Consider the following 24125-nt stretch of genomic DNA (forward strand, 5'->3'; position numbering starts at 1 on the left):
TCGGCGGCCTCAGGCCGTGCGCAGGTGGGCTCAGGCCGGGTCGGCCGGGCGCCAGCGTCGACGGGCGCCCCGGGGCGCCAGCAGGGCGAGCAGCGCCACTGTGACCGCTGTCATGCCGGCCACCGCGCCGATCAGCAGGGCTCGGTCCCGTGCGGCGGCCCGGCGGGCCTGACGGGCGAGCTGCGCCGGGTCGGCCCGATCGTCGGCGAGCGCTGCGACCGGCCGCGCGCCGGCCGCACGGCCGCCACCGGTCTCGGTGACCGCCCGGTAGGGGTTCAACACTCCGGCGCCGTACCCGCCGCCCCGGCCCGCGCCCGGAGCTGGATCGGCGGTGGCGATGATCCGCTCCGCCACCTGGGCGGCGGTCAGCTCCGGCCGGTATTCCCGCAGCAACGCGGCGGTGGCGGCCACGAAGGGCGCCGCGTAGCTGGTGCCTTCGACCCGATGGTGGCCGGCACCGGGCGCGGCGGTCAGCACCTCGCTGCCCGGAGCCACGAGGTCGACGTACGGGCCGGTCTGCGAGAACGTCGCCCGCCCGCCGTCCGCCCCGATCGCACCCACGCCGAGCACCCCGTCGTAGCCGGCGGGGAACGGTCGGGGGTCCCCGCTGTCGTGCAGGTTGCCGGCGGCGGCCACCAGCACCACGTCCCGGTCGACCGCGTACCGCACTGCCGAACGGACCTCGGGGTCGTCCGCGTACAGCACCACGGACAGGTTCACCACGTCGGCGTCATTGTCGACGGCCCACCGGATGGCCCGGGCGAACTCGTCGGCGCTGACCGTACGCCCCGACTCCCGCCCCTGCACCACCTGCTGCTCACTCACCCGCACCGGCAGGATTCGGGCACCCGGTGCCAGGCCGCGGAACGCGACGTCAGGGCGGGGTGCCGCGGCGATGATGCTCGCCACACCGGTGCCGTGCCCGGCGCAGTCCCGGCCGCCGTCCCCGCCGGGGTCGAGCAGGTCGGTGCCGGCCAGCACCCGCCCAGCCAGCTGCGGGTGCACCCGGTCCACCCCGGAGTCGACCACCGCGACTGTCACCCCGGCACCGGTGGCCAGGGGCGCGAGCCGCGCCGGGTCGTACCGTTGCTGTGGCCAGGGCCTGGCCGCGACCGGCCGGACGGGGGCGAGTGCTGTCGCGCAGGCCGGCGCCGCCCGGAGCCCGGCGGTGGCGGCGACTGTCGGAAGGGCCGGTACGGTCAACAGGCCGACGGCCAGACCTGCGAGGACCGGGCGCGCGATCGATTGGGACATCGACACCCTCCGTATCGTATCGGCTCCGGAACGGGATGTTATCGCCTCCTCCGGTCCCCGGCTGGCCGCCGCCGGCCAGCCATTGTGATCTTGGTACCACCTTGTAGGTTGTACGCGATACCTGTGGCCTGTTCTCGGAAGGGGAGGTGGCCGTGACCGCATGGGAGCCGGCCACGGAGGCCGAGGTGGCGATGCGCGACGCGCTGCGCGCCAACGACCAGGAGCTCTACTTCCGGCTCCTGTCCCGCACCGATGTGCTGCTGCCGGTCTCCGCGCCGACGCAGCCCGGCCAGCCACCCGCCGGATGGGGCACCTGGACCACCGGCGGCCGGACCCACGTCCTGGCCTTCACCTCCGCCGCCGCCCTGCGAGCCTGCCTCGGCGATCACGCCGGCAGCAACCGACGCATCCCGTTCGCCGATCTCGCGGCCAGTTGGCCCAACCACGAGTGGTGGCTCGCCGTCAATCCGGGTCTGCCGGTCGAGGGTTACCTGCCGGCGTGGTTCGTGTCGCAGCTCTCCCGAGGCGACGTGCGACTGCCCGGCCGTGCCATGGGTGCCCGCGCCCGCCTGGAGCGGGCCGAGACGTTGGCGCGCACCCGGCCCGGCGCGCCACTGCGGGACGCCGCCCCAGCCGCCGGATCGCCTCCCGTGACGGGGGCGGCCCCGTCCGCGCCCGAGAGCGTTCCGCTCGCACCCCGAAGGCCCGCGCGTAGCCCGGGCCCTCGGGTGGGTGCCCCGCCGGTGCCGGGTCCGGCGCCCCGGCCACCCGCCTCCGCTGAGCCGCCGGTGCCGGGTTGGGCACCCCGGCCACCCGCTTCCGCTGAGCCGCCGCGCCGACCTGGCGAGGAGGACCTGCCCGCCGCCGGTCAGCGGCACCCGACCGAACCGCCCCGGCCCGCCCCGGGCAACGGAGCACTGCCCCGCACCGGCCGGCCGTCCCGGTTCACCCCGTTGGCGACCGCCGGCCCCACCGCCGACCAGGCCGGGCCGGGCGTGGGCTGGCCGACAGGGACCCGGCCGGGCGACGTCGACGGCCCCGCCCCGGGTAACGGCAACGGTGGCCCCCAGGCCACCCCTCGGCGCTCCTTCTTCGACCCCAGCCCGGCCCGCGACCCGGCCGCGAGCGGAGGACGCCCCGCGGACCGGGCGGCCCCGCCGACCCGGTTCGGGCGAGGCAGCCAGCCCTTCCCTCGCCGCCGCCCAGCCGACGCGCCGGCCGACGAGACCGCGACGCGGGCCTTTCCGATGGCGGCGGACCCGGCCGCCACCCAGCCGATACGACGGCCGGAGGGCGGCCTCGGCGCGTCCCGTGGGATGGACGCGCCGCCATCCGGCGAGGAGATCACCCAGCCGCTGCCGCCGCGCCGGCACAACCCGCTGGCCGAGGAGCCCACCCGCGCGTTCCGGGTGACCGGTGAGCCTCCCCTGACCGGTGCGCGTGGGCGGCCGTCGGCGGAGGAGACGCAGGCGATTCCTCAGGACCGGCCGGGCCGGTTCGAGCCGACGGAGGATCTGCCGGTGTCCGTCGCGGAACCGGTCTCCGGGCCGCCCGCGCCGCGCCGTGGCTTCACGCCCATCGTCATCGAGGGCACCATCATCGAGTCCCGCGACCTCACCGACCCGATCGAGAGCAGCGCGCCGGTCGACGCGCCCCGGCGGCCCAGCCCCGCCGAGGCCGCCCCGCCGTTCGGTTCGACGTCCCCCGGTCCGGGCCTGTTCGGCCCGTCGTCGCCCAGCCCCGCCGAGGCCGCCCCGCCACCGTACGGCTCGACGTCCTCCGACCCGGGCCTGTTCGGTCCGTCGTCCTTCGGTTCCAGCCCATCCGGGCCCGCGTCGTTCAGCCCCGGTCAGTCCGCCCCGGGCCCGTCCGCCCCGCACCCCGTGACTCCGACCGAGGTCGGCGCCCTCGGCGGTGGCCTGGGCGATCAGCGAACCGACGACAGTGGCGACGCCCCGCACCGCGCCGACAGTGCTGTTTCGTCGACCGGACCGGCCGTTACGGACCAGGCCGGCGGCGCGAGCGTGATCGCTGACGACGGTCCGCACCCGCCGGCGGACGAGCCGCCGCCGGTCGAGTTCGAGCCGGCCAACACGGTCGAGGAGGACCTGCTCAGCGCCGCCGGGTCGGGCAGCACCGACACGTTCCTGTCCACCCTGCTGCTGGCCCGGGTGCTACTGCCGGCGGCACCGGACTCGGTGCGGGGGAGCCGCCCCGGGGATCCCGGCTTCGTCTGGCGTACCGGGCAGCTCGACGGCGAGACGTACGTGGTGGTCTACACGTCGTCGGAGCGCCTTGCCGACCATGTCGAGGGGGACGTCGACACGGTCCGGGTGAAGTTCGCCCAACTGATCCGGCGCTGGCCCGACGAGGACTGGTCGTTCGCCGTCAACCCGGGCACGCCGGTGGGTGCCAAGTTGCCGGGCGAGCAGATCGTCGCGTTGGCCAACTGGGCTGCCGAGGTGGGGCTCGGGGACGACCTGGAAGTGGACCAGGCGGAAGCGCCGGCCGTTGCCGAACCCGCCGCCCGTCCCCGGTACGCCCCCGCAGCGGTCGACCCGACCCGGCCGACGGTCATGCAGAAGGCGATCGCCCCCAGCCAGCTCGCGTACTACCTGGATCGTGGGTACGACCGGGTGTCCGGGTTCGTGCACCGGGCCGGTGAGCTGTCCCACCTGACCACACCGGCTCAGCTGCACGGCGCGCTGGGCCTCAGCTACCCCGGCTCGCCGTTCGCACCGGACGCCGAGGAGATCTACGTGCTGCGCTGGCCGGCGCACCGGCCGAGCCTCTACCGCATCCCGTACGGCGGTCAGAACGAGCCGGCGATGCGGGCCATGGAGGGCTGGGTCATCGAACGCCCGCCGTTCCGGGGCAACGGCTTCGCCCCGGGTGAGAGCAGCGATGTGGTGGCGGAGTTCAAGGTGGACAGCGCGCGGCTGCCGCACGGCGCCCAGCTCTGGCGCATCGGCGCGGACGGCGGCGAGCGGGTGGTCGCGGAGCTGGACACCGACTCGGTCACCTGGCGACGGGTCGGGGAGGCGTGATGCGCGACGGTTACGTGGCCCGTTGGCAGGGCCGGGAGTACCAGGCCAGCCCGGATGGCGACGACATCCGCCTCTACCAGCCCGAGCCGGGCGAGGGTTTCGAGGAGGTCCGCGCGGGCCGCTACGTCCGGGTGCTGCCGGCGAGCGAGATCGAGGACCTGGCGTACGTGCGGACCACCTGCACCTGGAAGGGGCAGCCGTTCATAGTGCTCGGCGAGCACGACGCCTGGCTGCGGGTGGAGTACACAGGTGGCCGGTGGCCGGTGGCCGAGGCGATGCGGCTGGAGGTCTTCGACTTCGGCGTCTACCAGGGTTGGGCGCCCGCTGCCGAGGTCACCGACCTGCGGGAGCAGCGGGTCTGACCGGTCAGGTCTTCGCCCACCGCAGGATCTCGCCGAGCACCAGCTCCGGTGCCTCCAGGTGCGGGAAGTGCCCCACCCCGTCGAGCAGTCGCCACTCGTAGGGGGCGACGACGTACCGGCCGGAACCCAGGGCGGTGCGGGGCAGGGAGGCGGTGTCCAGGGCGCCGTGCAGTTGCAGCGTCGGGGTGGACAGTGGCTTCTGCATCAGGCGGACGAACCGGTAGCCGTGCAGTCGCAGCAGCGAGCGGAACGCCCACCGGTAACCCTCCAGCGCGCAGAACGCGGCCTGCGGGATGCACATCGCCTCCCGGCACCGCTCGGCGTACGCCTCGAAGTCCGGCCCGTGCACCCACTGTGGGCCGCCCCAGCGGCGCATTATCTCGCCGACGGCCGCTGCGCCATCGCGGGTCAGGACGTGCTCGTAGCGGGGTAGCTGGAACTTCAACGCCGGGGTGGAGGCGGTGAACTGCCCGCGCGGGTCGGCGAAGATGGCGGCGCGCAGTCGCAGCGGGTGCGGTGCCCCCAGCACCACGAGTCGGCGGACCAGTGACGGGTGGAACGAGGCCACCGTCCAGGCCACCATGCCACCGAGGCCGCTGCCGACGATCGTCGCGGACCGTTCACCGAGCGCACGGATCAGCCCGGCGATGTCGGCGGCGAGGGTGTAGCCGTCGTACCCCCGGGGTGGTTTGTCGCTGGCCCCGTAGCCGCGCAGATCGACGGCGACCGCCCGGAAGCCGGCGTCGGCGACCGCCGGCAGCATCTGGTGCCAGGCCCACCAGTGCTCCGGGAAGCCGTGCAGGAACAGCACCATCGGCCCGGTGCCGCCCTCGACCACGTGGAACCGGCTGCCGTTGGCGCCGACGAAACGGTGCGTCCACGGCCCCTCGGTGAGGACACAGGACTCGTCGACGGCCCCGCCGCGCTGGTCGGTCATGGCAGACAGCCTAGGACCCGGTTGCCGCAGGCGACCCTGGCGGTCGCGTTGAACAGGGGAAAGCCCCGGGTTGCCCCGGACCGGGACCAGGGGAACCGGCTCGACCAACTCGGTCCGGGTCACCGGGGAGGTGGCGCAGAAAGGGCGACGCCCGGGCAGGTGACCTGCCCGGGCGTCGCTGGTTGGTGCGGGATCAGTGGTCAGCTGATCCGGATCTTCATCGAGGTGCCGTCCTGCTCCAGAACCTTGATCTTGACACCGGTCGCGGGGAGCTTGACGCCGTGGTTCGGCAGCTCCTCGTAGAAGTACTTCTTGGTGTCGTCGAACAGCGGCTCAGCGGCCTGGCCACGGATGTACTGCGGCTGGCTGTTGAGGTGCAGGGTGAACGAGTCGGCCTTGTTCAGGCTGAACGGCGCGTCGTACATCTGGACGCGGGCCCGCCACGGTGCCCCGGTCAGGTTGTAGATCGGGCGCGGGTGCGCGTCGATGTACAGGTTGCGACCCTCACCGGGGTGACCACCCGGGTTGGTCGGGGAGGCCGGGGCGGTGTTGTTGTCGGAGAACCGGGTGTTCCAGTACGAGATGAGCAGGCCCTCCTGGTACGCGTAGTGGTCCACCCAGTCCGGGCGGGTGTTCGCGTAGCCGAAGAAGTACGGGCCGGTCTTCAGGTACTTGTCGTACGAGACGTACGACCGGTTGCCGGCGATGTAGAAGTTGTCGAACAGTTGGGTGTAGGTCGCCCCGACCACCTCGAACTTCTCCAGGTTCCAGCCGGCGTCGGTCTCGGCGCCGTCGCTGAACACGGTCTGGCCGTCGGCGGTCACGGTGATCGCGTCACCGAAGAAGCCGCCCTCGGAGACGCCACCGTCGGTGACGTAGTGCAGGCGAACCTGCGCCGACTTGCCGGCGACCGAGGTCAGCGGGATGTTGATGTCCGCCCAGGCGCCGTTGCTGCTGCCGGCGAGGGCCGGGCGACCGGCACCGTCCACGCCGATCGGCTTGCCGTTGACAGTGCCGTCCAGGTCGGTCCAGGACTGACCGCCGTCTGTCGACGCCTCGAAGTAGAGGTAGTCGTAACCCGCTTCGATGCTGTACTTGCCCTTGAGCGACAGCGCCGCCGCGGACTTGCCGGTGAGGTCGAACGTCCTCGTCATCTTGCTGTCGAGGTTGTCCTCGTTACCGGAGAAGTACTGCTTGGAGCCTTCGAACGGCGGACCGTAGTTGAAGGTGTATTCCCTCTGGGGCAGCACGACCACGACGGCCTGTGCTTCCTTCGAGTTGTATTCCTGTGGGCCGAGCTTCAGCGTCTGCTTCTGCCCCGCCACGACCACCTCGTAGTCGAGCCAACCGAGCTGGAACTTGTTCCACGCGCCGAGGTCGCCGCCCCGGTCGCCGATGCCGGCGTCGTTCTTGGCGCCGAGCCGGCTCTGGGCCATCAGGGTCCAGTGCTCGTTGCTGTTGTCCGCGGGGCCGTAGTCGTCCGGCAGGCCCAGGTCGTGGCCGTACTCGTGGTAGAAGACGCTGCGACCGCCGTTTTCCGGCTGGATCGTGTAGTCGCGGATCCAGACGCCGGTGTTGCCGATCTGGGTGCCGCCGATCGGGAAGTTCGGCGGGCCCACGGGCGAGCTGTTGAACGCCGACCAACGGTGGCTCCAGATCGCGTCCTCACCCTGCTGCGGGTCACCGTCGGCCTGGTCGCCGCCGGAGTGGACGATCTGGAAGTGGTCGATGTAGCCGTCCGACTCGTTGAAGTCGCCGTCACCGTCGTAGTCGAAACGGTCCCACTGGTCGAAGGACTTCATCTCGGCGGCGATCTGGGCGTCCGTCCGGCCCTTGGCCTTCTGGTCGGCGACCCACTGGTTGGCGGCGTCGCGGATCAGCGCCCAGGTGTTCGAGCAGACGTTGTCGGCGCAGACGGCGGGGTCGTTGGCCGGGTCGTCCGAGTCGTCCGCGATCGGGTCGTCGGAGCGCCCGTAGCGGGCCTCGTTGTACTTGACCTTGACCCAGTCGGTCACCTCACCGTCGACGGTGTAACGACCCGAGGACTGTGCCTCGTAGTACTGCTTGAGCGACTCGTCGCCCGGGTTGGTGCCGAAGTAGAGCTGGCGGAAGTGCTCCGGGCTGAAGTCCGGCTGCCAGATGGTGGAGTTGTCCACGGCCCGGTTGGGCTCGGGGATCTTGTTGTGCAACGGACCGTCGAACGTCGCCGGTCCGGCGATGTCCGGGTTCATGTCCTTGTCCGGGAAGGACGGGTGGCGCTCGTCGCCGAACTCGGCCAGAATCACGAAGATCTTGTCGGTCCGCTCACGCTTGAGCTCGACGTACTGATCCCTGGTCTCCTGGCCGCCGCCGGCGGCGGAGCGCGCCTTGGCGTTGGTGCCCGTCTTGCCGACCTGGCCGACCTTGACGACAGTGCTGCCGTTGCGCTCGATCGGCTTGCTGCGCCCGCTCAGCACGTCGGCGAGACCCTGCTCACGCAGCTCGCGGCGCTTGTCCTCGAGCTTGTCGGGGAGCTCATCCTTCAGTGCCTGTGGTTCGGCAGCGGCCGGTGCTGCTGCCGGCAGTTTGGGCTGAGGCGCCGCCGAGGCGGACGGGCCGAAAGCCAGGCCTGTCGCCGTCAGTGAGAGCCCGAGCAGACCCACTGCGACTTTGCGCACGTGGTACCTCCGGTGTGAGGGAACCGGCCCAACGGGGGTACGGGCCGGTGGGAGATCGATCCCACTAGTGGGACCATTGGTGAACATAGTTACTGGCGGGACGGGTGGGAAGACGAACGCGTCGATTTGTTGCAAGATTTTGTTGGGAACGCTTTTCACCGTCACACCCCGCCGGTTCATCAGCCACGCTGACCAGCGTGGACCCGGACGCGAACGTATACAACGACATTTTTCGATCAAGTTGATCGCACATACGACAGTGGGGCCGGCAGCGTCTCCGCCACCGGCCCCACAGTCAGTTGTCGATCCGCGAAACAGTTACTTCTTCGCCGGGGTCACGTAGATCATGGCCGACGAGTTGTCCCCGGCAGCCTTCTTGATCGTCAGCGAGACGCCGTAGTTCACGCCCTGGTCGCCGGGGTTACCGGTGCCCAGCACGATCGCGCCGCCGCCCAGGGTCACGCCGTAGAACTCCGGCGCGGGGCTGCCGTCCGGGTTGGTCACCCGGGTGGTGTACGGCGCGTTGTCGCGCGACGGCAGGACCACCGACGCGTCGCTGTCCCGGGCGTAGGCAGCGCCGTCGCGCATCTCGATGCCCGGGTAGTAGCCCTTGGCGTCGGTGAACGCCTTCACCGGCGGCAGCCCCTTGAACTTCGTGCAGTAGGCGCTGTACGGCTCGTCGGCCGCCTCCAGGCACTCGGTGAACGGGTACGTCCGCTGCAACGTGAAGGCCGCGTTCGACGACTGCGGACGGCTCGGCAGGTTGTCCGTCACCGACGGGTCCTTCACGGCCGCCTCACCGGTGCGCCGCAACGGGTCGAAGTGCGAGTCGACGATGAGCAACCCGCCCTTCGCGCCGTAGCTGGGCAGCGCGGTCATCTGCCCGGTGACGTGGTTGACGTCGCCGAGCGCGGTGTCGCGGTACCAGACCAGCATGCCCGGAGCGTTGTAGGAGATCCGGTCGACCTTCCACGCCTCGTGCGAGTAGATGGTGTCGTAGGCGTACTTCAGGCCCTTGTCGAAGCCGTCGAAGTTGCGCCACTCCGCCAGGTAGTACTGGGCGTGCACCTCGGTGCCGCTGGAGACCTTCCAACCCCCACCGGTGGTGTCGACGAAGGTGCCGCCGGTGGCCGTCCAGCCGTTGGTGCCGCCCTCGACGTCGTCACTCCAGGTGGTGGCGCCGCCGCCGGTGACCGAGAAGTCGTCGACGAACCAGTTGCGCTCCTCGAACGCCTCGTCGGTGGCCAGCCGCAGCCGAACCTGCACTGTCGTCCCGGCGTACGCCGACAGGTCGACGTAGTCGTGCCGCCAGCCGTCGGTGCTGCCGGTCAGGCCGTACTTCTTGCCGCCGAAGTCGTTCATGCGGCCGTTCGGGTCCGGGTAGCCGTCCGGCGTGGTGACCACCGTGCCGCCCTCGTCGTACACCTTCTGCTCGGTCCAGGTCGTACCGCCGTCGGTGGAGAGCTCGACGAACCCGTAGTCCCAGTCCTCCTCGATGATGTAGTTGTTCCACATCCAGAACTTCGAGTCGGCCGCCGCGGGCACGTCGACCGAGCGGCTCAGCTTGACGTCGGCCCACTCCTGGTCGTTGTTGCTGTGCCACATCTTGGTGCCGCTGTGCGGGGTGGCCAGCGTCGTCACCTTGTCCGGCAGGTCGACCTTGATGCCGTCCTCGGAGTCGATCGGGGTGCGCGACGTCTGGCCGAGCTTCACCTCGCGCGGGTTCGACCCGGGGCGGATGGTCAGCGGGTCGGCCCAACCGAGCACCCACTTGTCCCAGATGCCCATGTGCGTCGGCAGCGCCTGGAAGATCTCACCGGAGTGCGAGCCCGAGGCCATCAGGTCCCAGAAGTCCACGTCGGAGTCGGCGTTGCCGGACGTGTCGTAGAGGTCCGGCAGGCCCAGGTCGTGGCCGAACTCGTGGGCGAAGACGCCGACGCCGGCGTCTTCCGGCTGCACGATGTAGTTCGACGCCTTCAGGTTGGTGCCCGGGATGGTGTAACCACCGGCGACAGTGGAGGAGTGCGCCCACACGGCGTACACGCCCTCCGCGCCGCCGCCACGGGACTTGCCCTGACCGGCGTGCACCAGCACCAGGTGGTCGATCACGCCGTCCGGCTCGAAGACGTTGCCGTCACCGTCACGGTCGGCCTGGTCCTCGATGTCGTAGTCGGCCCACGGGAAGTTCGGGTCCTTCGCGACGAGCGCGTCGATCGCGTCGGTCGCCAGGCGGCCCGCGCCGGCCGGGTTGTCCGGGTGGCCGTTCATCGACTGCTCACGGCCGGGAACCCACGCGCCGGTCTCGTCCTGGAAGCAGCGGTTGGCCGCGTACCAGCCCTCCGAGTGCGGCACCGTGATCCACGGGCTGGCTTGCCCGTCCACCGTGTACGCGTTCTTGGACATCTCCAGGTACATGTTGTGCATGGTGCGGCCGGACAGGTCGATGCCCTTCTTGCCGTCCGGGCCCTTCAGGTCGGTGCGGACCCGCTCGGTGATGCCCTTCTTGCTGTAGAGCATCTTGTTGTAGTGCTGCGGCGAGAAGTCCGGCACCCACATCGAGTTGTTGTCCTCGTGGGGCAGGCGCGCCGGGTCCGGGATTTTGTTGTGCTTCGGGCCGTTCTGGACGGTGCCGGGGACGCAGGTGCGGTCCTCGAACACCGTCTTGGGGACCATCACGCCGGTGAAGTCGTCGTTGGCCTTGTCGTTGAACTCCACCAGCAGCGTCAGCAGCTTCGCCGTCTGGGTGGTCGGCGCCTTCTTGAACTTGCGGGGGTTCTGACCCGTCTTCAGCGACTTGGCCTCGTCCTTGGCCAGCTGCCGTGCGGTCACCGGGTTGCCCCGGGCGTGCTTGCGGTCGAACGCGCGCGCGGACTCCGCGGCAGGGGTGTAGATGCCACCCTTGCCCTTCACCTCACGGCCGGTGGTGTCCGGCTGCACCTCGGGCTCGGCGTAGTTGATGTAGTGCTCGTCGGCGCCGATCACCGCCTGGGGGGTGCCGGACGGCGACTGGGCTGCCGCGCTGCCACTCACGGTCAGTGACGTGGCCGCGAGGGCGATGGCGGGCAGCGCGACGAGTAGTCGTCGCCGCGCCCTGGACTGCGGTTTGTGGTTCATGCCGCTCCGTTTCTCGGGCATGGGGAGGAGGACGTTGGCGTGGCCGACCATCGAAGCGATGTGTGTCGAACTCTTCCAACCTGCGTGAACCTAAAGCACAACCGGCCGAAAGGACAGAGGTGATCTACGCCTGTGCCCGTTCAGCTTCTCCAGACTCCCCCGACCGACCGATGTGACAGTGGTGAGGCGGCGCGGACCGTACCCGTAAGACATGACGGAGGGTGGCGGTCCGTGCGGACCGCCACCCTCCAATGAGTACGCCTACCGTCAGTCCTCGTCGGACTTCGTACCGCTCATCCCCGAAGAGATCAGGTCCATCACCGAGGAGTCCTGCAACGTGGTCACGTCGCCCAGCGACCGGTTCTCCGCCACGTCCCGCAGCAGCCGGCGCATGATCTTGCCGGAGCGGGTCTTCGGCAGCTCCGGCACCAGCATGATCTGCCGCGGCTTGGCGATCGGGCCCAGCGTCTTCGACACGTGGTTGCGCAGGTCGGCGATGAGCTGCTCGCCCGCCTCGCCGGCGATGTCAGTGCTGCCGCGCGGAATGGCGAACGCGACGATCGCCTGACCGGTGGTCGGGTCGGTCGCGCCGACGACAGCCGCCTCGGCCACCGACGGGTGCGACACCAACGCCGACTCCACCTCGGTGGTCGAGATGTTGTGCCCGGACACCAACATCACGTCGTCCACCCGGCCGAGCAGCCAGATGTGCCCGTCGTCGTCCTTCTTCGCACCGTCGCCGGCGAAGTACATGCCCTGGAAACGCGACCAGTACGTGTCGATGAACCTGTCGTCGTCACCCCAGATGGTGCGCAGCATCGACGGCCACGGCTCGCGCAGCACCAGATAGCCACCACCACCGTTCGGCACCGACTGGCCCTGGTCGTCCACCACGTCGGCCACGATGCCCGGCAGCGGCGTCATCGCCGAACCCGGCTTGGCCGCGGTCACCCCCGGCAACGGCGAGATCATGATGGCGCCCGTCTCGGTCTGCCACCAGGTGTCCACCACCGGCAGCTCGCCCCGGCCGACGTGCTGCCGGTACCACATCCAGGCCTCCGGGTTGATCGGCTCGCCGACGCTACCCAACAGGCGCAGCGACGACAGGTCGAAGCCCGCCGGGATGTCGTCGCCCCACTTCATCATCGTCCGGATCAGGGTGGGAGCGGTGTACAGGATGCTCACCCCGTACTTGTCGATGATCTCCCAGAACCGGCCCTTGTGCGGCGTGTCCGGGGTGCCCTCGTACATCACCTGGGTGGCGCCGTTGGAGAGCGGGCCGTACACGATGTAGGAGTGCCCGGTGACCCAGCCGATGTCGGCAGTGCACCAGTAGACGTCCGTCTCCGGCTTCAGGTCGAACACCGCGTGCGTCGTGTACGACGCCTGGGTGAGGTAGCCGCCGGTGGTGTGCAGAATGCCCTTCGGGCGGGCCGTGGTGCCGCTGGTGTACAGGATGAACAGCGGGTGCTCGGCGTCGAACGGCTGCGCGGTGTGCTCGGCCGACGCGGTCTCCACCGTCTCGTGCCACCAGTGGTCCTTCTCCGACCACGCCACGTCCTCGCCGGTGCGGCGCACCACGAGCACGTGCTCCACCGACGGGGAGTTCGCCACCGCCTCGTCCACAGTGGGCTTCAACGCCGACGGCTTGCCCCGCCGGTAACCACCATCAGCGGTGATCACCACCTTGGCGCTGGCGTCCTGGATCCGGTTGCTCAACGAGTCGGCGGAGAAGCCACCGAAGACCACACTGTGCGCGGCCCCGATCCGGGCGCACGCCAACATGGCCACCGCCGCCTCCGGGATCATCGGCAGGTAGATCGCCACCCGGTCGCCGGCGGTCACCCCCAGGTCGGTGAGCGCGTTCGCCGCCCGGCAGGTCAGCTCGTGCAGGTCCGCGTACGTGATGGTGCGGGTGTCGCCCGGCTCGCCCTCCCAGTGGATCGCGACCTTGTCGCCCCGGCCCGCCTCGACGTGCCGGTCCAGGCAGTTGTACGCGACGTTGAGCTGCCCACCCACGAACCACTTCGCGAACGGCGGGTTCGACCAGTCGAGCACCTCATCCCACTTCTTCGACCAGGCCAGCCGATCGGCCTGCTTCGCCCAGAAGGCCAGCCGGTCGGCCTCAGCCTCGGCGTACGCATCGATGGTGACGTTGGCGTGCGCGGCGAGTTCGGCCGGCGGGGGGAACTGGCGCGTCTCGTTCAGCAGATTGGCCAATGCCTCGCTCATGCCGTGACTCCTCATCCTCGGGGTGACCTGGGTCTCGATGGCACGAGGGTAGTCGCGGGGCCTGCAACCGGCCACGGCTGCCCACTGCGTCGCGCCGAGTGGCCCCCGCCGCGCGCCCGGCGGCCCGTCCCTGCGCGGAGTGCCTCGATCGACACGAGCCGTGCCGGCGTGCGCGGGCTCGAGCGCCTTGATCGACACGAGCCGGGTCGGCGTGCGTGGGCCCGAGCGCGTTGATCGACACGGGTTCACGAAAATCGCGGTGTCCAGGCCAGGCGGACACTGCGATTTCCATGAACCCGTGTTGACCTTGCCGCGACTGCCGCGCCGGCTCGGTTGTGTGGCCGCGCCGGCTCGGTTGTAACCGCGCCGGGTCGGTTGGGCGGCGGCGCCGGGTCGGGGGAGGTGCCGCGCCGGGTGGGTGGTCCGGGTCGCGTTGCGGGCGGGTGCGGCCCGCCGCGCCGGGCCCTGTCGTTAGCGTGGCGGGGTGACCACCGACCCGCTCGCGCCCCTGCTCGCGCTCGCCGACATCGCCGCCGCCGTCGAGCAGGCTCGCGCGCGGTTCGACCAGGCGCTCGGGCACCGGGCGCTGCGCCGGCACGGTGGACAGGTTGCCGCCGAGGTCAGCCTCCGTTCCGCGGTGGCCAGTGCGGCCCTTGAGGGGGCCGGGCACGAGCGTGAGGCGGTCCGGGCCGGCACCGTCACCGACCCGGTGCTCCAGGGGGCGCTGCGGGTCGCCGGAGCGCTGCCGGGCCTGAGCGAGCTGTGGCCGAAGGCGCCCCGCCAGGCGCTCGCGAAACTGCACGTGCTCGCCGCACGGGACCTGGTGTCGGAAGCCGAGCTGGGCCGCCCGGTCGCCGACCCGGTGGTCGCCACCCGGCTGGATGGGCTGGCTGGCCTCGTCGCCGGCGGCACGAAGGTCTCCCCGTTGGTGCTCGCCGCTGTCGTACACGGGGAGTTGCTGAACCTGCGCCCCTTCGCCGGGCCTTCCGGCGTGGTGGCCCGTGGGGCGGCCCGGCTGGTGCTGCTCGCCAGCGGCCTCGACCCGCGTGGCCTGCTCCCCGTCGACGTGGGGCACCGCGAGCGGGAGCCCGAGTACGTCGGCGCGGCCGGTGCCTTCGCCACCGGCACCCCGGACGGGCTGCGCTCCTGGCTACGCCACTACATGGCCGCCGTCGAGGTCGGCACCGACCAGCTCACCGCCATCGGAGACGAGATCCTCGCCGCAGCCTGAGCGTCCATCGGTTCCACCGGCCCGTCCGCGCGGTGTCGATCATGGAGTTGTGGTGCCCCGCAAAAGGTGCCAATTGGCCGAAGGCGCCCACCACAAGCCCATGATCGACCTGGACGGGGTGGGGCCGGGTGGAGTCAGGCGGTGGTGGCGGCTCGGGTTCGGCGGTGCCGGCCGTACCAGGCGATGCCGATGGCCACGCCCACCCCGACCCCCAGTGCCGCAGCGGCCACCGGAACCGCAGGACGTTCCCGCAGCCGCCGGCCCAGCGGGATCGGGTGCCGGAACTCCAGCACCGGCCACGCGTTCTCCGACGCCAGCTTGCGCAGCTGCCGGTCCGGGTTGACCACACTCGGGTGGCCGACGCACTCCAGCAACGGGCGATCGCTGTACGAGTCGGAGTAGGCGTACGAATCAGCCAGGTCGTAGTCCCGGGCGGCGGCCAACTCGCTGACCGCCTCGACCTTGCTCGGGCCGGCCGCGTAGAACTCGACCTCGCCGCTGTACCGGCCGTCCCGCACCGTCATCCGGGTGGCGATCACGTCGGTCACCCCGAGCAGCTCGCCGATCGGCCGGACCATCTCCTCACCGGACGCCGACACCAGCACCACGTCCCGCCCGGCCGCCTGGTGCTCCTCGATCAGGGCGGCGGCCTCGGCGTACACGTAGGGGTTGATCAGCTCGTGCAGCGTCTCCGCGACGATCTGGCGGACCTGCTCCACCTGCCAGCCCTTGCAGAGCGCAGCCAGGTAGTCCCGTGTTCGGGCCATGGTCTGCTCGTCGGTGCCGCCCAGCCGGAACATCAGCTGCGCGTACGCCGACTTGACCACGTCACGCCGGGTGATCAGCCCATCCCGGTAGAACGGCCGACCGAACGCCAGGGCGCTCGACTTGGCGATGACGGTCTTGTCCAGATCGAAGAAAGCGGCACTTCGGCCCACGGCGCGAAAGTCTAGCCGGATGGTCTATCGTCGGCGGGTGCCCGGGGTCATGCCACCCCTCAGACCTGCGGGCTCTCCGCTCCGCGTGATCACGCTCACACTCTGCGAGGAGATTTTCGCAGTGAGTGGAGGCAGCACCACTCGACGTGACGGGCCCGCTCAGGCAGACTTGTCCGTACGACGAGCTTTCACATCCTCGAAACAGGCAGACCCTCAGCGGTTGCACCCCCCGTGACCGCTGAGTGGTTCGGCTCGACCCCCCCGGAGCCGAACCTCCGACGACCCCCGTCTCCCCCCGACGGGGGTCGTCCCTTTCCGGGGAGCGCTTCCGGCCAGGTGAGGCGCGTCTGCGGGCCCGGCCGGTCGAGGCGACGGGCAGAAAGTCAGCGAACGGCAGCGCAGGTCAGCCGGGCCTTCGGCGTAGTGCTCGGGCCTGTGCGTGTAAAGGTGCCGAGCGCGCCAGCGCCGCCGCAGCGGTCGGAGGTCCGCCTGCTGTTCCCGGCCGTTCCGATTTGTCACGCCGGCGGGGACGCTCCATGGACTGAGTCCTCCGGTGGAAGCTTAGTTGCGCGTACCAGGATCTGTGCTTGAGAGCCTCGACGGCCTGACGGAGAGAGCCTGAAGCCTTCGACCCAGATCCACTCGTCGCTCGGCGGGCGGTTAGCCACCAGCCGTACCCCGGTTACCCACAACCGCACCGGCCCGTCTGATGGCAAAAGACGATCGACCGCGTCGATGTCCAGCACCGCGCCGAGTCGTACCCGAATGTCAAACACCGAATCTCCTCGCCGTTGGCGCCGAGTTTTTGAGAGGCGGCGCGCTGTCGGTCGTGTGTTGCTGGATCTGGAGGCCGGCGATCTGGGCGAAGACTTCCCGCCGTGCCAGGGCCTTGCCGGTAGCCAGGTCGATGGAGTAGCCGGTCAGCCACACCCAGCCGTGGTACGTCGGCTTGTCGCAAACCGAGGTCACCCGCAACCACAGAGCCCGATCACCGCCGAACTGCACCGACGCCCGAGCGTCAATCAGCACCAGGTCACCCGGAACGGGGACACCCGGCCGGCGAGGCGTGGCTGTGCGAGGCACCGGGGCGGGTGGGCCATTCACGGGCCGCCGTTCGGGTCGCGGTCTCACGCCAGCACTCACCCCGGGCCAGCCTCAGCACGTCGCCGCGCGACCGGAACCCGCGCAATCCGGGCGCGGACGCCGCCCGAAAGCATGAGTCCACTCCGCACCACGCCCGATTGCCCGACCGCCGTACGGGCGAGGGCGTACTTCCAGCCCGCGCCCGAGCAGGATTGGCAGTTGGTCGATGCTTTGAGCCCCGTCATGCAGACAGGTTGTGGCACATACCGCCCAGCTACCCGGAAAATCCTTCCGGGGTCGGAGCCGGCCGAGGGGAGACGGTGAACCAATGCGCGGAAGAACCAACAACCTGACCATCGGCGAACGCGTCGCCTGGTACCGCTACCGACGCGGCCTGTCCCAGGAAGTCCTTGCCGGACTCATCGGCCGCACCGCCGACTGGTTGGGCAAGATCGAGAACAACCGGATCGAGCTGGACCGGCTCTCCGTCATCAAGTCCCTCGCCGAAGTCCTGGACGTGTCCCTCGGCGACCTGCTCGGCGAACCCTCGCTGCTCGACTGGACCGGCGACAGCGGCACCACGACCGTCCCCGCCCTACGCGCCGCTCTGATGAACTACCGCGCCCTCGGCCCGTTCAGCGGCGGCACGGAGAACGAGCCATCCAGCGTCGCCGTACTCAGGAAGGAGGTAGGCGCCCTCTGGGACGCCTACCAAGACTCCCGATTCGCGTACGTCACCGGCCGTCTGCCCGAGCTGCTGCGCCGCGCCCAGGCCGCCGCCGATTACTACGACGGCGACGACCAGGACCAGGCTCGTCGGCTCCTCGGCCTGGCATATCAACTCGCGGCCACCCAACTCACCAAGCTTGGAGAGAGCGACCTCGCCTGGATTGCCGCCGACCGCGGCTTGACCGCCGTCCGCCCCACCGGCGACCCGCTCATAACCGGCTCCCTCTTCCGCTCCGTCGGACATGCCCTGCACGCCACCGGGCGCTACACCGAAGCTGTACGCCTCACCGAGGACGCCGCCGGCTACCTTGAGCCCCACCTCAAGCACGCCACACCAGCGCTGCTCTCCGTCTACGGGACCCTCTTCCTGTCCGGCTCCATGGCCGCCGCCCGATCCAACGACGCCGTCACCACCCGCACCTTTCTCGCCACCGCCGATCAAGTCGCCGGTCAGCTCGGGGCAGACGCCAACCACCTCTGGACCGCGTTCGGCCCGACCAACGTCGTGATCCATCGCGTTGCCACCGCGGCCGAACTGGGCGATCTGCAGGTCGCCATCGACCTCGGCCCGCGCGTCGACACCGCCGGGCTGCCGATGGAGCGCCGAGTGCGGCACGCCCTCGAAGTCGCCCGCGCCTACAGCGCCTGGAACCGCGTCGATGATGCCCAGGCCGTCATCCTTGACGCCGAACAGATGGCACCCGAGCAGGTCCGGCATCACTTCCTCAGCCGCCAACTCGCCCTGACCTGGATCCGCCGGCAACGGGGCAAGCCCTCGGCCGAACTGGTCGGCCTGGCCCAGCGGCTCAGGGTGCTCGACTGAACCCGGTCGAACTAGGCTGCGCTGGTGCCGGCCAACGAGATGCCACCAGTGGCAACCCCACGCGTCGCTGCTGGTGCTCTCTTCTTCGACGACGAAGGCCGCGTGCTCCTCGTACGGCCCAGCTACAAGAAGCACTGGGACATCCCCGGCGGCTACGTCGAACCCGGCGAGTCACCACGTACGGCGTGTTTGCGCGAGATCGAAGAGGAGTTGGGCTTAACCACGGCCGTCGGCCCCATGCTCGTCGTTGACTGGGCGCCGGCCGAGCACGAAGGAGACAAACTCCTCTTCATTTTCGACGCCGGAACTCTCACTAGGGAGCAAGTGCAGGCCATTCACTTTGCGGATGGTGAACTCACCGACTGGCGCTACGTGACCGCAGACGACCTGGAACATTACGGACCGCCTCGACTCACTCGCAGAATTCGCACAGCGATCGCATCCCGCAACAGCGGCAACGCCACCTATGCGGAGCACGGCAAGGCTCTTTAGCCCAGATTCTCTGTACGTCTTCAAGGCGGCCCTGAAGGGGCCGCACTCGCTGCCGCAGGGTGAGCGTCCGTCGCTCCGACTCCGGCCACGCAACGCGACCGGCTGCTGGCGCGGAAGCGGGAAGCCCAAGGGGCCGCCGCAGGACGACAGGGACGTGGAGGGGAGGAGGTGGGCCGGCAGCCGGCCGGCCGCGCGGCCACGAGCCCGCGCGGCGTAGGGAAGCGCACGCTCGCCGCGTCGGCGAACTGACGGCGGTCGCGGGGGCGCGGTTACTGCGCCTCCGGCGGGGCGCTCCGGCTCCAGGATGGCCAGGGCTGCATTCGGCGCGTCACGGTCCGTGGGCGGTTGCGGTGGGGAGCCATCCCGCCTGCCATCGACCCCGCACGAGCCGAGCAGACCACCGCCCGACCCGCCAGCGTCCGTACGGGCGTCAAGGTCCGCTTGACGTGGCGGGCCGGGCGGCGGACCGCTCCCCGGGAGGGCGGGTCGATTGCAGGCGGGATGGCGAGATGGACTGCATGTCACCAATTACTGCGAATCGCGGCTTGAATTAGAGCTCTCTGAGCGATCCAACGGACTAGACTAATATCATGCTGCAGCATCTTTGCCTCGGCACTATTCGGCAGTAGCAATTCTCCGCGTTTCGGGCCGCCGTCCTCCTTGGCGTGAACGATCCGGCAGCGAATCTGATAAACACGCGAAGCAACCTGGCTGGTCAGGGAGCCAGCGTTGGACTTCTCGTCCAAGACGAGATGACCGACGCCCTTAAGTGCATTCTTTTTGGTAAGGAACTCCCTGCGATCGTCTGACTGCTCCAAAAAGGAGCGCAGGTCGTTGCTGTCTATGCAGGAATCCACGGTCGCTTTCAGTTGCTCTTCTTCGTACTGCAATGCGCGCGCTTCGGCGTTTAGGAATGTCACTAAGGTGGCCACTTGATTTCCGTTGTTTGGATCGAAGGCCGGGTCTCTCAACCTACGTTGAAAGCGTCGAACGGTCTCGCTGCGTGCGTAGGTGGGGAAGTAGAACTCAAGCACCTGATAGAAGGCCAAATACTGGAGCAGGGGCATGCCACTCGCGGATCGCCCGTAAGCATATAAAGATGCGGCCTCGACGGAATAGAAGTTTCGCGGCACTGTCGGTGCCTTGAGGGTTTCAGACGGCCTCTCTCTCGCATCGCTCCGAATTCGCTGACGCCTGCTTTCGGACAGGGAGAGTGGAAGGTCGTAGAGCAAGTCCATCTCAAAGAATAACGCGGCCGAGAATTCTTCAAGCAGTTTCACTGATGCGTCATACGACAAAGCCGAATTGAGTCGCACCTTGAGGGAGTAACCTAGGCGCGTGCCTTCCGTCGCCCCGAGTCCGGCGCTCGCTGGCGAGATTTCCGCACTCGCGACTATCCCGTTGGAGGTACAGGTGATTGCAAGCGCATCTTCGGCGAGGGAGGCGCTCTTCAATTCATCAGGTGCGTCGTCGTGTCGGGCTTTTCGATGAAGCATTTGAAGCGTCGATTTCAGGGCATAGCGTGGCTGCACCATTGCTTCGATAACATTAGTGGAGCGGTCTAGTGCTGCGGCGAAATTCTTAAGGAGCACCAGGCTTTCGAAGTTGCTGCTCGCCCAGTCGCCGGCCCACGATCTGCTGATGCTAAATGTCTTGCGATCCTTGCCGCCGCCGGGCAGGGATATATGCAAATACCATTGGGTAGCCCTTTCTGTGACGTCGCCATTCGAACGCATCGTCACATACGATCTCCACTCTACCGGAATTGATGCGTTTGCAGCACGTTCAGCCAGTTGTACCAGATCGGCCGGCTTTTCGGCTGAGTAATTCTTTGCTGCTTCAGGGTCGCCAGTCTCTAGTAGGTCTTCCTCAATGCCCTCTTCCTCGTCCATCCCGGCAGCTTATTGGCGGTTGTCCGTGTTTTCTAGATCCCGGCAGGGAGGATGTCGGATGAGCTGCACAGAAGTTGTAAGCGAGGCGCCAGCCAGCGAGGCAGCAAAAGGCAGCGCGAGCCTCAATGCGGGCCAACGCGGGACGTGAACCGACGACGCCCTGCACCTGCTCGTCGACGAGGGCCGCCACCAGCTGCCAGCGGCCGGTAGCTTGTGTCCGCATCCCCCAGACGGGGGTCGTCCCTTTCCATGGGAGCGCGCCGCCGCAGCGGCTACTTCGCACTATGAGTCCCCGTCCGCGCGATGAAAGCTAGATTCGTCGATGAGTGGAACGGCTCGGATGCTCTCCGCTCAACCTAGTCGCGGACCGCGCGACGGCCGCCTGCCGTGTAATTTGCCAAACGGGACGAGCTGGGGAGGGAACAGGTGGCTGCTGGCGGTTTCTCGTCGAAGCGCTTGACTCGGCTGCGAGGGCTGCTTGATCGCCACGTCGAGTCCGGCTTCGTCCCGGGCACGGTGGTCGTCCTGGCCCGGCACGGCGAGGTGCACATCGAGGCGACGGGTCAGCTCGCGTTCGAGGGCCCAGGGTCGCAGACGCCGATGGCGGCCGACACGATCTGTCGCCTGGGCTCGATGTCGAAGCCGATCGTCGCCGCGTGTGCGATGACCCTCGTCGAGGACTGCACAGTCCGCCTCGACGACCCGGTCGACGATCTCCTGCCGGAGTTGGCGGATATGACGGTGCTCGCCGATCCGCACGGTTCGCTGGGCGACACCGTCAGGGCGGAACGCCCGATAACACTGCGGGACGTCCTGGACGGCACCCTTGGCACCGGCATGGTCCCCGCCGAGCCGGGAACGGTGCCGATCGCCGACGCGCTGGACGCACTCGAGTATCGGTCGCCGGACGAGTGGATCCGCCAGCTCGGTGACCTTCCGCTCGTGCACCAGCCAGGTGGGCGCTGGATGTACGACACCGCCGCCAACGTGACAGGTGTGCTCATCGCCAGGGCCACCGGCATGTCCTTCGGCGACGCCATCCGTGAGCGGGTCTGCAAGCCACTGGGAATGGCCGACACCGCCTTCAACGTGGGTAGCGAGAGCATCGACCGGTTCGCGACGGCGTACGAGCAGGACAACGCCGCCACCGGCGAGCCGGTTGTCGAAGACGCCCCCGACGGGCGGTTCAGTCGACCGCGGATGTTCGAGTCCGGTGGCGGCGGTCTCGTCTCGACCGCCCAGGACTACCTCGCGTTCGCCTCGGCTCTGCTCGCTGGCGGCGCCCACGGCGGCGAGCGGGTGCTGTCGCGGCCGGCGGTGTCGCTGATGACCAGCGACCAGTTGACCCCGACGCAGAAGGCCGTCTCCGGGTTCTGGCCCGGCTACTTCGACGCCATCGGCTGGGGTTTCGGAATGTCGGTCCGGACCCGCCGTACGCACCTCGGGCCCTCGGTCGGCAGTTACGGATGGCCCGGCTTCTACGGCACCGCCTGGTACAACGATCCCGCCGAGGACCTGACGACGATCGTGTTCATGCAGCGGGCGCACGCGGGCGACCAGCGGCTGCCGATGTGGCATGACTTCTGGACCACCGTCTACCAGGCGATCGACGACTGACCGCAACGCTCGATCTCCCGGTGGGCGGCACCCGCCCTCGGCCGCGCGGTAATCCTCTGGTCCTCAGCGACACAAGCCACTGTGAGAGTCGCCGAGGCAATGGGGGTTCGGGTGGGTCCACCGAAGACGCGGGACGAGGGCTGGTTCACCAGCCTCTACGCCACCGAGTACGAGCACATAGTGCGATACGGCCTGCGCCGGCTCGCTGACCGGGATGCCTCGGCGGAGCTTGCCCAGGAGGTCTTCGTCGTCGCCTGGCGTCGCCGCGCCGAGGTGCCGGAGCGCAGCCTGCCCTGGCTGTACGGGGTGGCCCGGCGCCTCCTCGCCAACCACTGGCGGTCGCGGCGGGCCGCACCGGACCTCCTCCCGATCACCGAAGTCGACCTCGAGCGACTGGCCGGATCGTCGGGTGCCGACACGGGCGTCGGGGTCGCCGACATCTGGACCGCCCTGGCCACCCTCAACGATCTCGACCAGGAAATCCTCCGGCTGGTCGGCTGGGAGGAGCTGACGGTGTCCGAGGCGGCCAAGGTTCTCGGTTGCACCGGGGCGACCGCCGCAGTGCGCCTGCATCGCGCCCGCCGTCGTCTTGCCGAAGCGATGTCGGCCCGGCTCGCGCAGACCCGACGTCGACCGGTGTTGGCGACCATTCGAGAGGATCTGTGATGTTCGGAGCAGTGCGCACCCGTACTCTTCTGGGCCCGGCCGACCCGGCCCGGAACGCCACCGTCGAGTCGCCGCTGGTCTCGGCACGCGAACTGATCGACCGCGCCGACGCTACCGAAACGGTCGCCGGGCGTCGTCGCGTACGTCCGAACCGCCGGCTGGTCCTGGCGGCCGGGACACTGGCGGTCGCGGCCGGTGCCGTGGCGGTGCTCCAGCCGTTCGGTGCGGCCACACCGGACACCCCGGGCTCGGCGACGGGCACGGTACTCGTGCCGGTCGCGTACCAGTTCGACGCGGATCCGCCGGCCGCCGGTCCGCAGCTACGCAGGCTGGCTGACAAGATCAAAGATGCGGCGTACGACCACCAGCGCGGACGCTACATGTACCACCACACGAAGGTGTGGGGTGATCCGGTGATGACCTCGGCCGACGGTCGCCACCTCGTCGCCTTCGCCGGCGAGACGAAGGTCTGGCAGGCCGCCGACGGGACCGGTAGCCAGGTCAACACCCAACTGGAGCCGCAGTACCCCGATCAGGAGTCACGGACCTACTGGCAGCGCAGACTCGATTCGCCGCCAGCGGCCGGCAGCACCCCCGCTCCCAACGGGTATCCGCTGCCGCCCATGGACCTCAGCCCACCGACGGCTGTCCCGTCCGAGCTGCGGGAACTGTTGAAGGTTGAGTACGGTCCCGCCGCGGCGAGCAAGGAGGTCAGCACGCTCTATGGCCGGTACGTCGTACCGCGTGCGACCCGAGCGGCGGTCCTGCGGGTCCTCGCCGACGTGCCCGGGTTCCGTTGGCGGGGGCAGGTCACGGACCGCGCCGGCCGACCTGGAGTCGCCGTCACCTTCGACGACAGCGAACACGACGCGCAATCTCTGCTGGTCTTCGATCCGAGGACGGGCGAACTGCTCGCTCACGAGCGGTTGACGTTGTCGCCCGTGCGGATCAGCTCGTACCAGGTGATCCTCGACGCCGCCTGGACCGACCGGGTCGGCTGATCGCCGACGTTCGGGGCCGCTCCTTCCGGGAGCGGCCCCGCTGTCTTTCC

Annotated in this window: 16 protein-coding genes; 8 read left to right on the forward strand and 8 right to left on the reverse strand. The window is 69.5% G+C overall.

What is annotated here, in order from left to right:
* Window positions 1–30: 30 nt before the first annotated feature.
* Window positions 31–1254 (reverse strand): type VII secretion-associated serine protease mycosin, encoded by a 1224-nt coding sequence (gene mycP / locus AB0B98_RS22035; RefSeq protein ID WP_357364876.1) that lies wholly within the window; start codon window positions 1252–1254, stop codon window positions 31–33.
* Window positions 1255–1406: 152 nt separating this feature from the next.
* Here mycP and AB0B98_RS22040 point away from each other — a divergent pair, with 152 nt between their 5' ends.
* Window positions 1407–4301 (forward strand): SseB family protein, encoded by a 2895-nt coding sequence (locus AB0B98_RS22040; protein WP_357364878.1) that lies wholly within the window; start codon window positions 1407–1409, stop codon window positions 4299–4301.
* Window positions 4298–4663: a hypothetical protein gene (locus tag AB0B98_RS22045; RefSeq protein WP_030334177.1), complete on the forward strand. Its 366-nt coding sequence runs from the start codon at window positions 4298–4300 to the stop codon at window positions 4661–4663. Before AB0B98_RS22040 ends, AB0B98_RS22045 begins: the two co-directional genes overlap by 4 nt.
* A gap of 4 nt (window positions 4664–4667) precedes the next feature.
* Here AB0B98_RS22045 and AB0B98_RS22050 read toward each other — a convergent pair whose 3' ends face one another.
* From AB0B98_RS22050 to acs, 4 genes are all read right to left on the reverse strand, one after another.
* Complete coding sequence (locus AB0B98_RS22050) at window positions 4668–5600, reverse strand: alpha/beta hydrolase (RefSeq protein ID WP_357364880.1); 933 nt, start codon at window positions 5598–5600, stop codon at window positions 4668–4670.
* 200 nt (window positions 5601–5800) lie between these two features.
* Window positions 5801–8242, reverse strand: a complete 2442-nt coding sequence (locus tag AB0B98_RS22055) for an immune inhibitor A domain-containing protein (RefSeq protein ID WP_357364924.1) — start codon at window positions 8240–8242, stop codon at window positions 5801–5803.
* A gap of 333 nt (window positions 8243–8575) precedes the next feature.
* On the reverse strand, window positions 8576–11371 hold the full coding sequence (locus AB0B98_RS22060) for an immune inhibitor A domain-containing protein (protein WP_357364882.1): 2796 nt from the start codon (window positions 11369–11371) through the stop codon (window positions 8576–8578).
* Between the two features lie 267 nt (window positions 11372–11638).
* Complete coding sequence (gene acs / locus AB0B98_RS22065) at window positions 11639–13603, reverse strand: acetate--CoA ligase (RefSeq protein ID WP_238668778.1); 1965 nt, start codon at window positions 13601–13603, stop codon at window positions 11639–11641.
* A gap of 484 nt (window positions 13604–14087) precedes the next feature.
* Here acs and AB0B98_RS22070 point away from each other — a divergent pair, with 484 nt between their 5' ends.
* Window positions 14088–14834, forward strand: a complete 747-nt coding sequence (locus AB0B98_RS22070) for an oxidoreductase (RefSeq protein ID WP_091395499.1) — start codon at window positions 14088–14090, stop codon at window positions 14832–14834.
* A 134-nt stretch (window positions 14835–14968) separates the two neighbouring features.
* Here AB0B98_RS22070 and AB0B98_RS22075 read toward each other — a convergent pair whose 3' ends face one another.
* Complete coding sequence (locus AB0B98_RS22075) at window positions 14969–15772, reverse strand: HAD-IB family hydrolase (RefSeq protein ID WP_030486293.1); 804 nt, start codon at window positions 15770–15772, stop codon at window positions 14969–14971.
* 768 nt (window positions 15773–16540) lie between these two features.
* Entirely contained in the window at window positions 16541–16801 is a 261-nt protein-coding gene (locus AB0B98_RS22080; RefSeq protein WP_357364885.1) for a hypothetical protein, read from the reverse strand.
* Window positions 16802–17183: 382 nt separating this feature from the next.
* Here AB0B98_RS22080 and AB0B98_RS22085 point away from each other — a divergent pair, with 382 nt between their 5' ends.
* On the forward strand, window positions 17184–18407 hold the full coding sequence (locus tag AB0B98_RS22085; RefSeq protein ID WP_357364887.1) for a helix-turn-helix domain-containing protein: 1224 nt from the start codon (window positions 17184–17186) through the stop codon (window positions 18405–18407).
* Window positions 18408–18431: 24 nt separating this feature from the next.
* The gene (locus tag AB0B98_RS22090; protein WP_357267354.1) at window positions 18432–18899 is read left to right on the forward strand and encodes an NUDIX hydrolase; all 468 of its coding nucleotides are present in this window, start codon (window positions 18432–18434) and stop codon (window positions 18897–18899) included.
* Window positions 18900–19420: 521 nt separating this feature from the next.
* Here AB0B98_RS22090 and AB0B98_RS22095 read toward each other — a convergent pair.
* The gene (locus AB0B98_RS22095) at window positions 19421–20791 is read right to left on the reverse strand and encodes a hypothetical protein (RefSeq protein WP_357364889.1); all 1371 of its coding nucleotides are present in this window, start codon (window positions 20789–20791) and stop codon (window positions 19421–19423) included.
* Between the two features lie 426 nt (window positions 20792–21217).
* Between AB0B98_RS22095 and AB0B98_RS22100 the strand changes: the two genes are divergently transcribed.
* From AB0B98_RS22100 to AB0B98_RS22110, 3 genes are all read left to right on the forward strand, one after another.
* Window positions 21218–22408 carry a serine hydrolase domain-containing protein gene (locus AB0B98_RS22100; protein WP_357364891.1) on the forward strand — a complete coding sequence of 397 codons (1191 nt, stop codon included), beginning with the start codon at window positions 21218–21220 and terminating at the stop codon, window positions 22406–22408.
* Window positions 22409–22519: 111 nt separating this feature from the next.
* Window positions 22520–23074: a sigma-70 family RNA polymerase sigma factor gene (locus tag AB0B98_RS22105; RefSeq protein WP_357364893.1), complete on the forward strand. Its 555-nt coding sequence runs from the start codon at window positions 22520–22522 to the stop codon at window positions 23072–23074.
* Window positions 23074–24075 carry a CU044_5270 family protein gene (locus AB0B98_RS22110; protein ID WP_357364895.1) on the forward strand — a complete coding sequence of 334 codons (1002 nt, stop codon included), beginning with the start codon at window positions 23074–23076 and terminating at the stop codon, window positions 24073–24075. Before AB0B98_RS22105 ends, AB0B98_RS22110 begins: the two co-directional genes overlap by 1 nt.
* Window positions 24076–24125 lie beyond the last annotated feature (50 nt).

Origin of the sequence: Micromonospora sp. NPDC048947 (assembly GCF_040649495.1) — a bacterium.
Lineage (GTDB): Bacteria > Actinomycetota > Actinomycetes > Mycobacteriales > Micromonosporaceae > Micromonospora > Micromonospora alfalfae.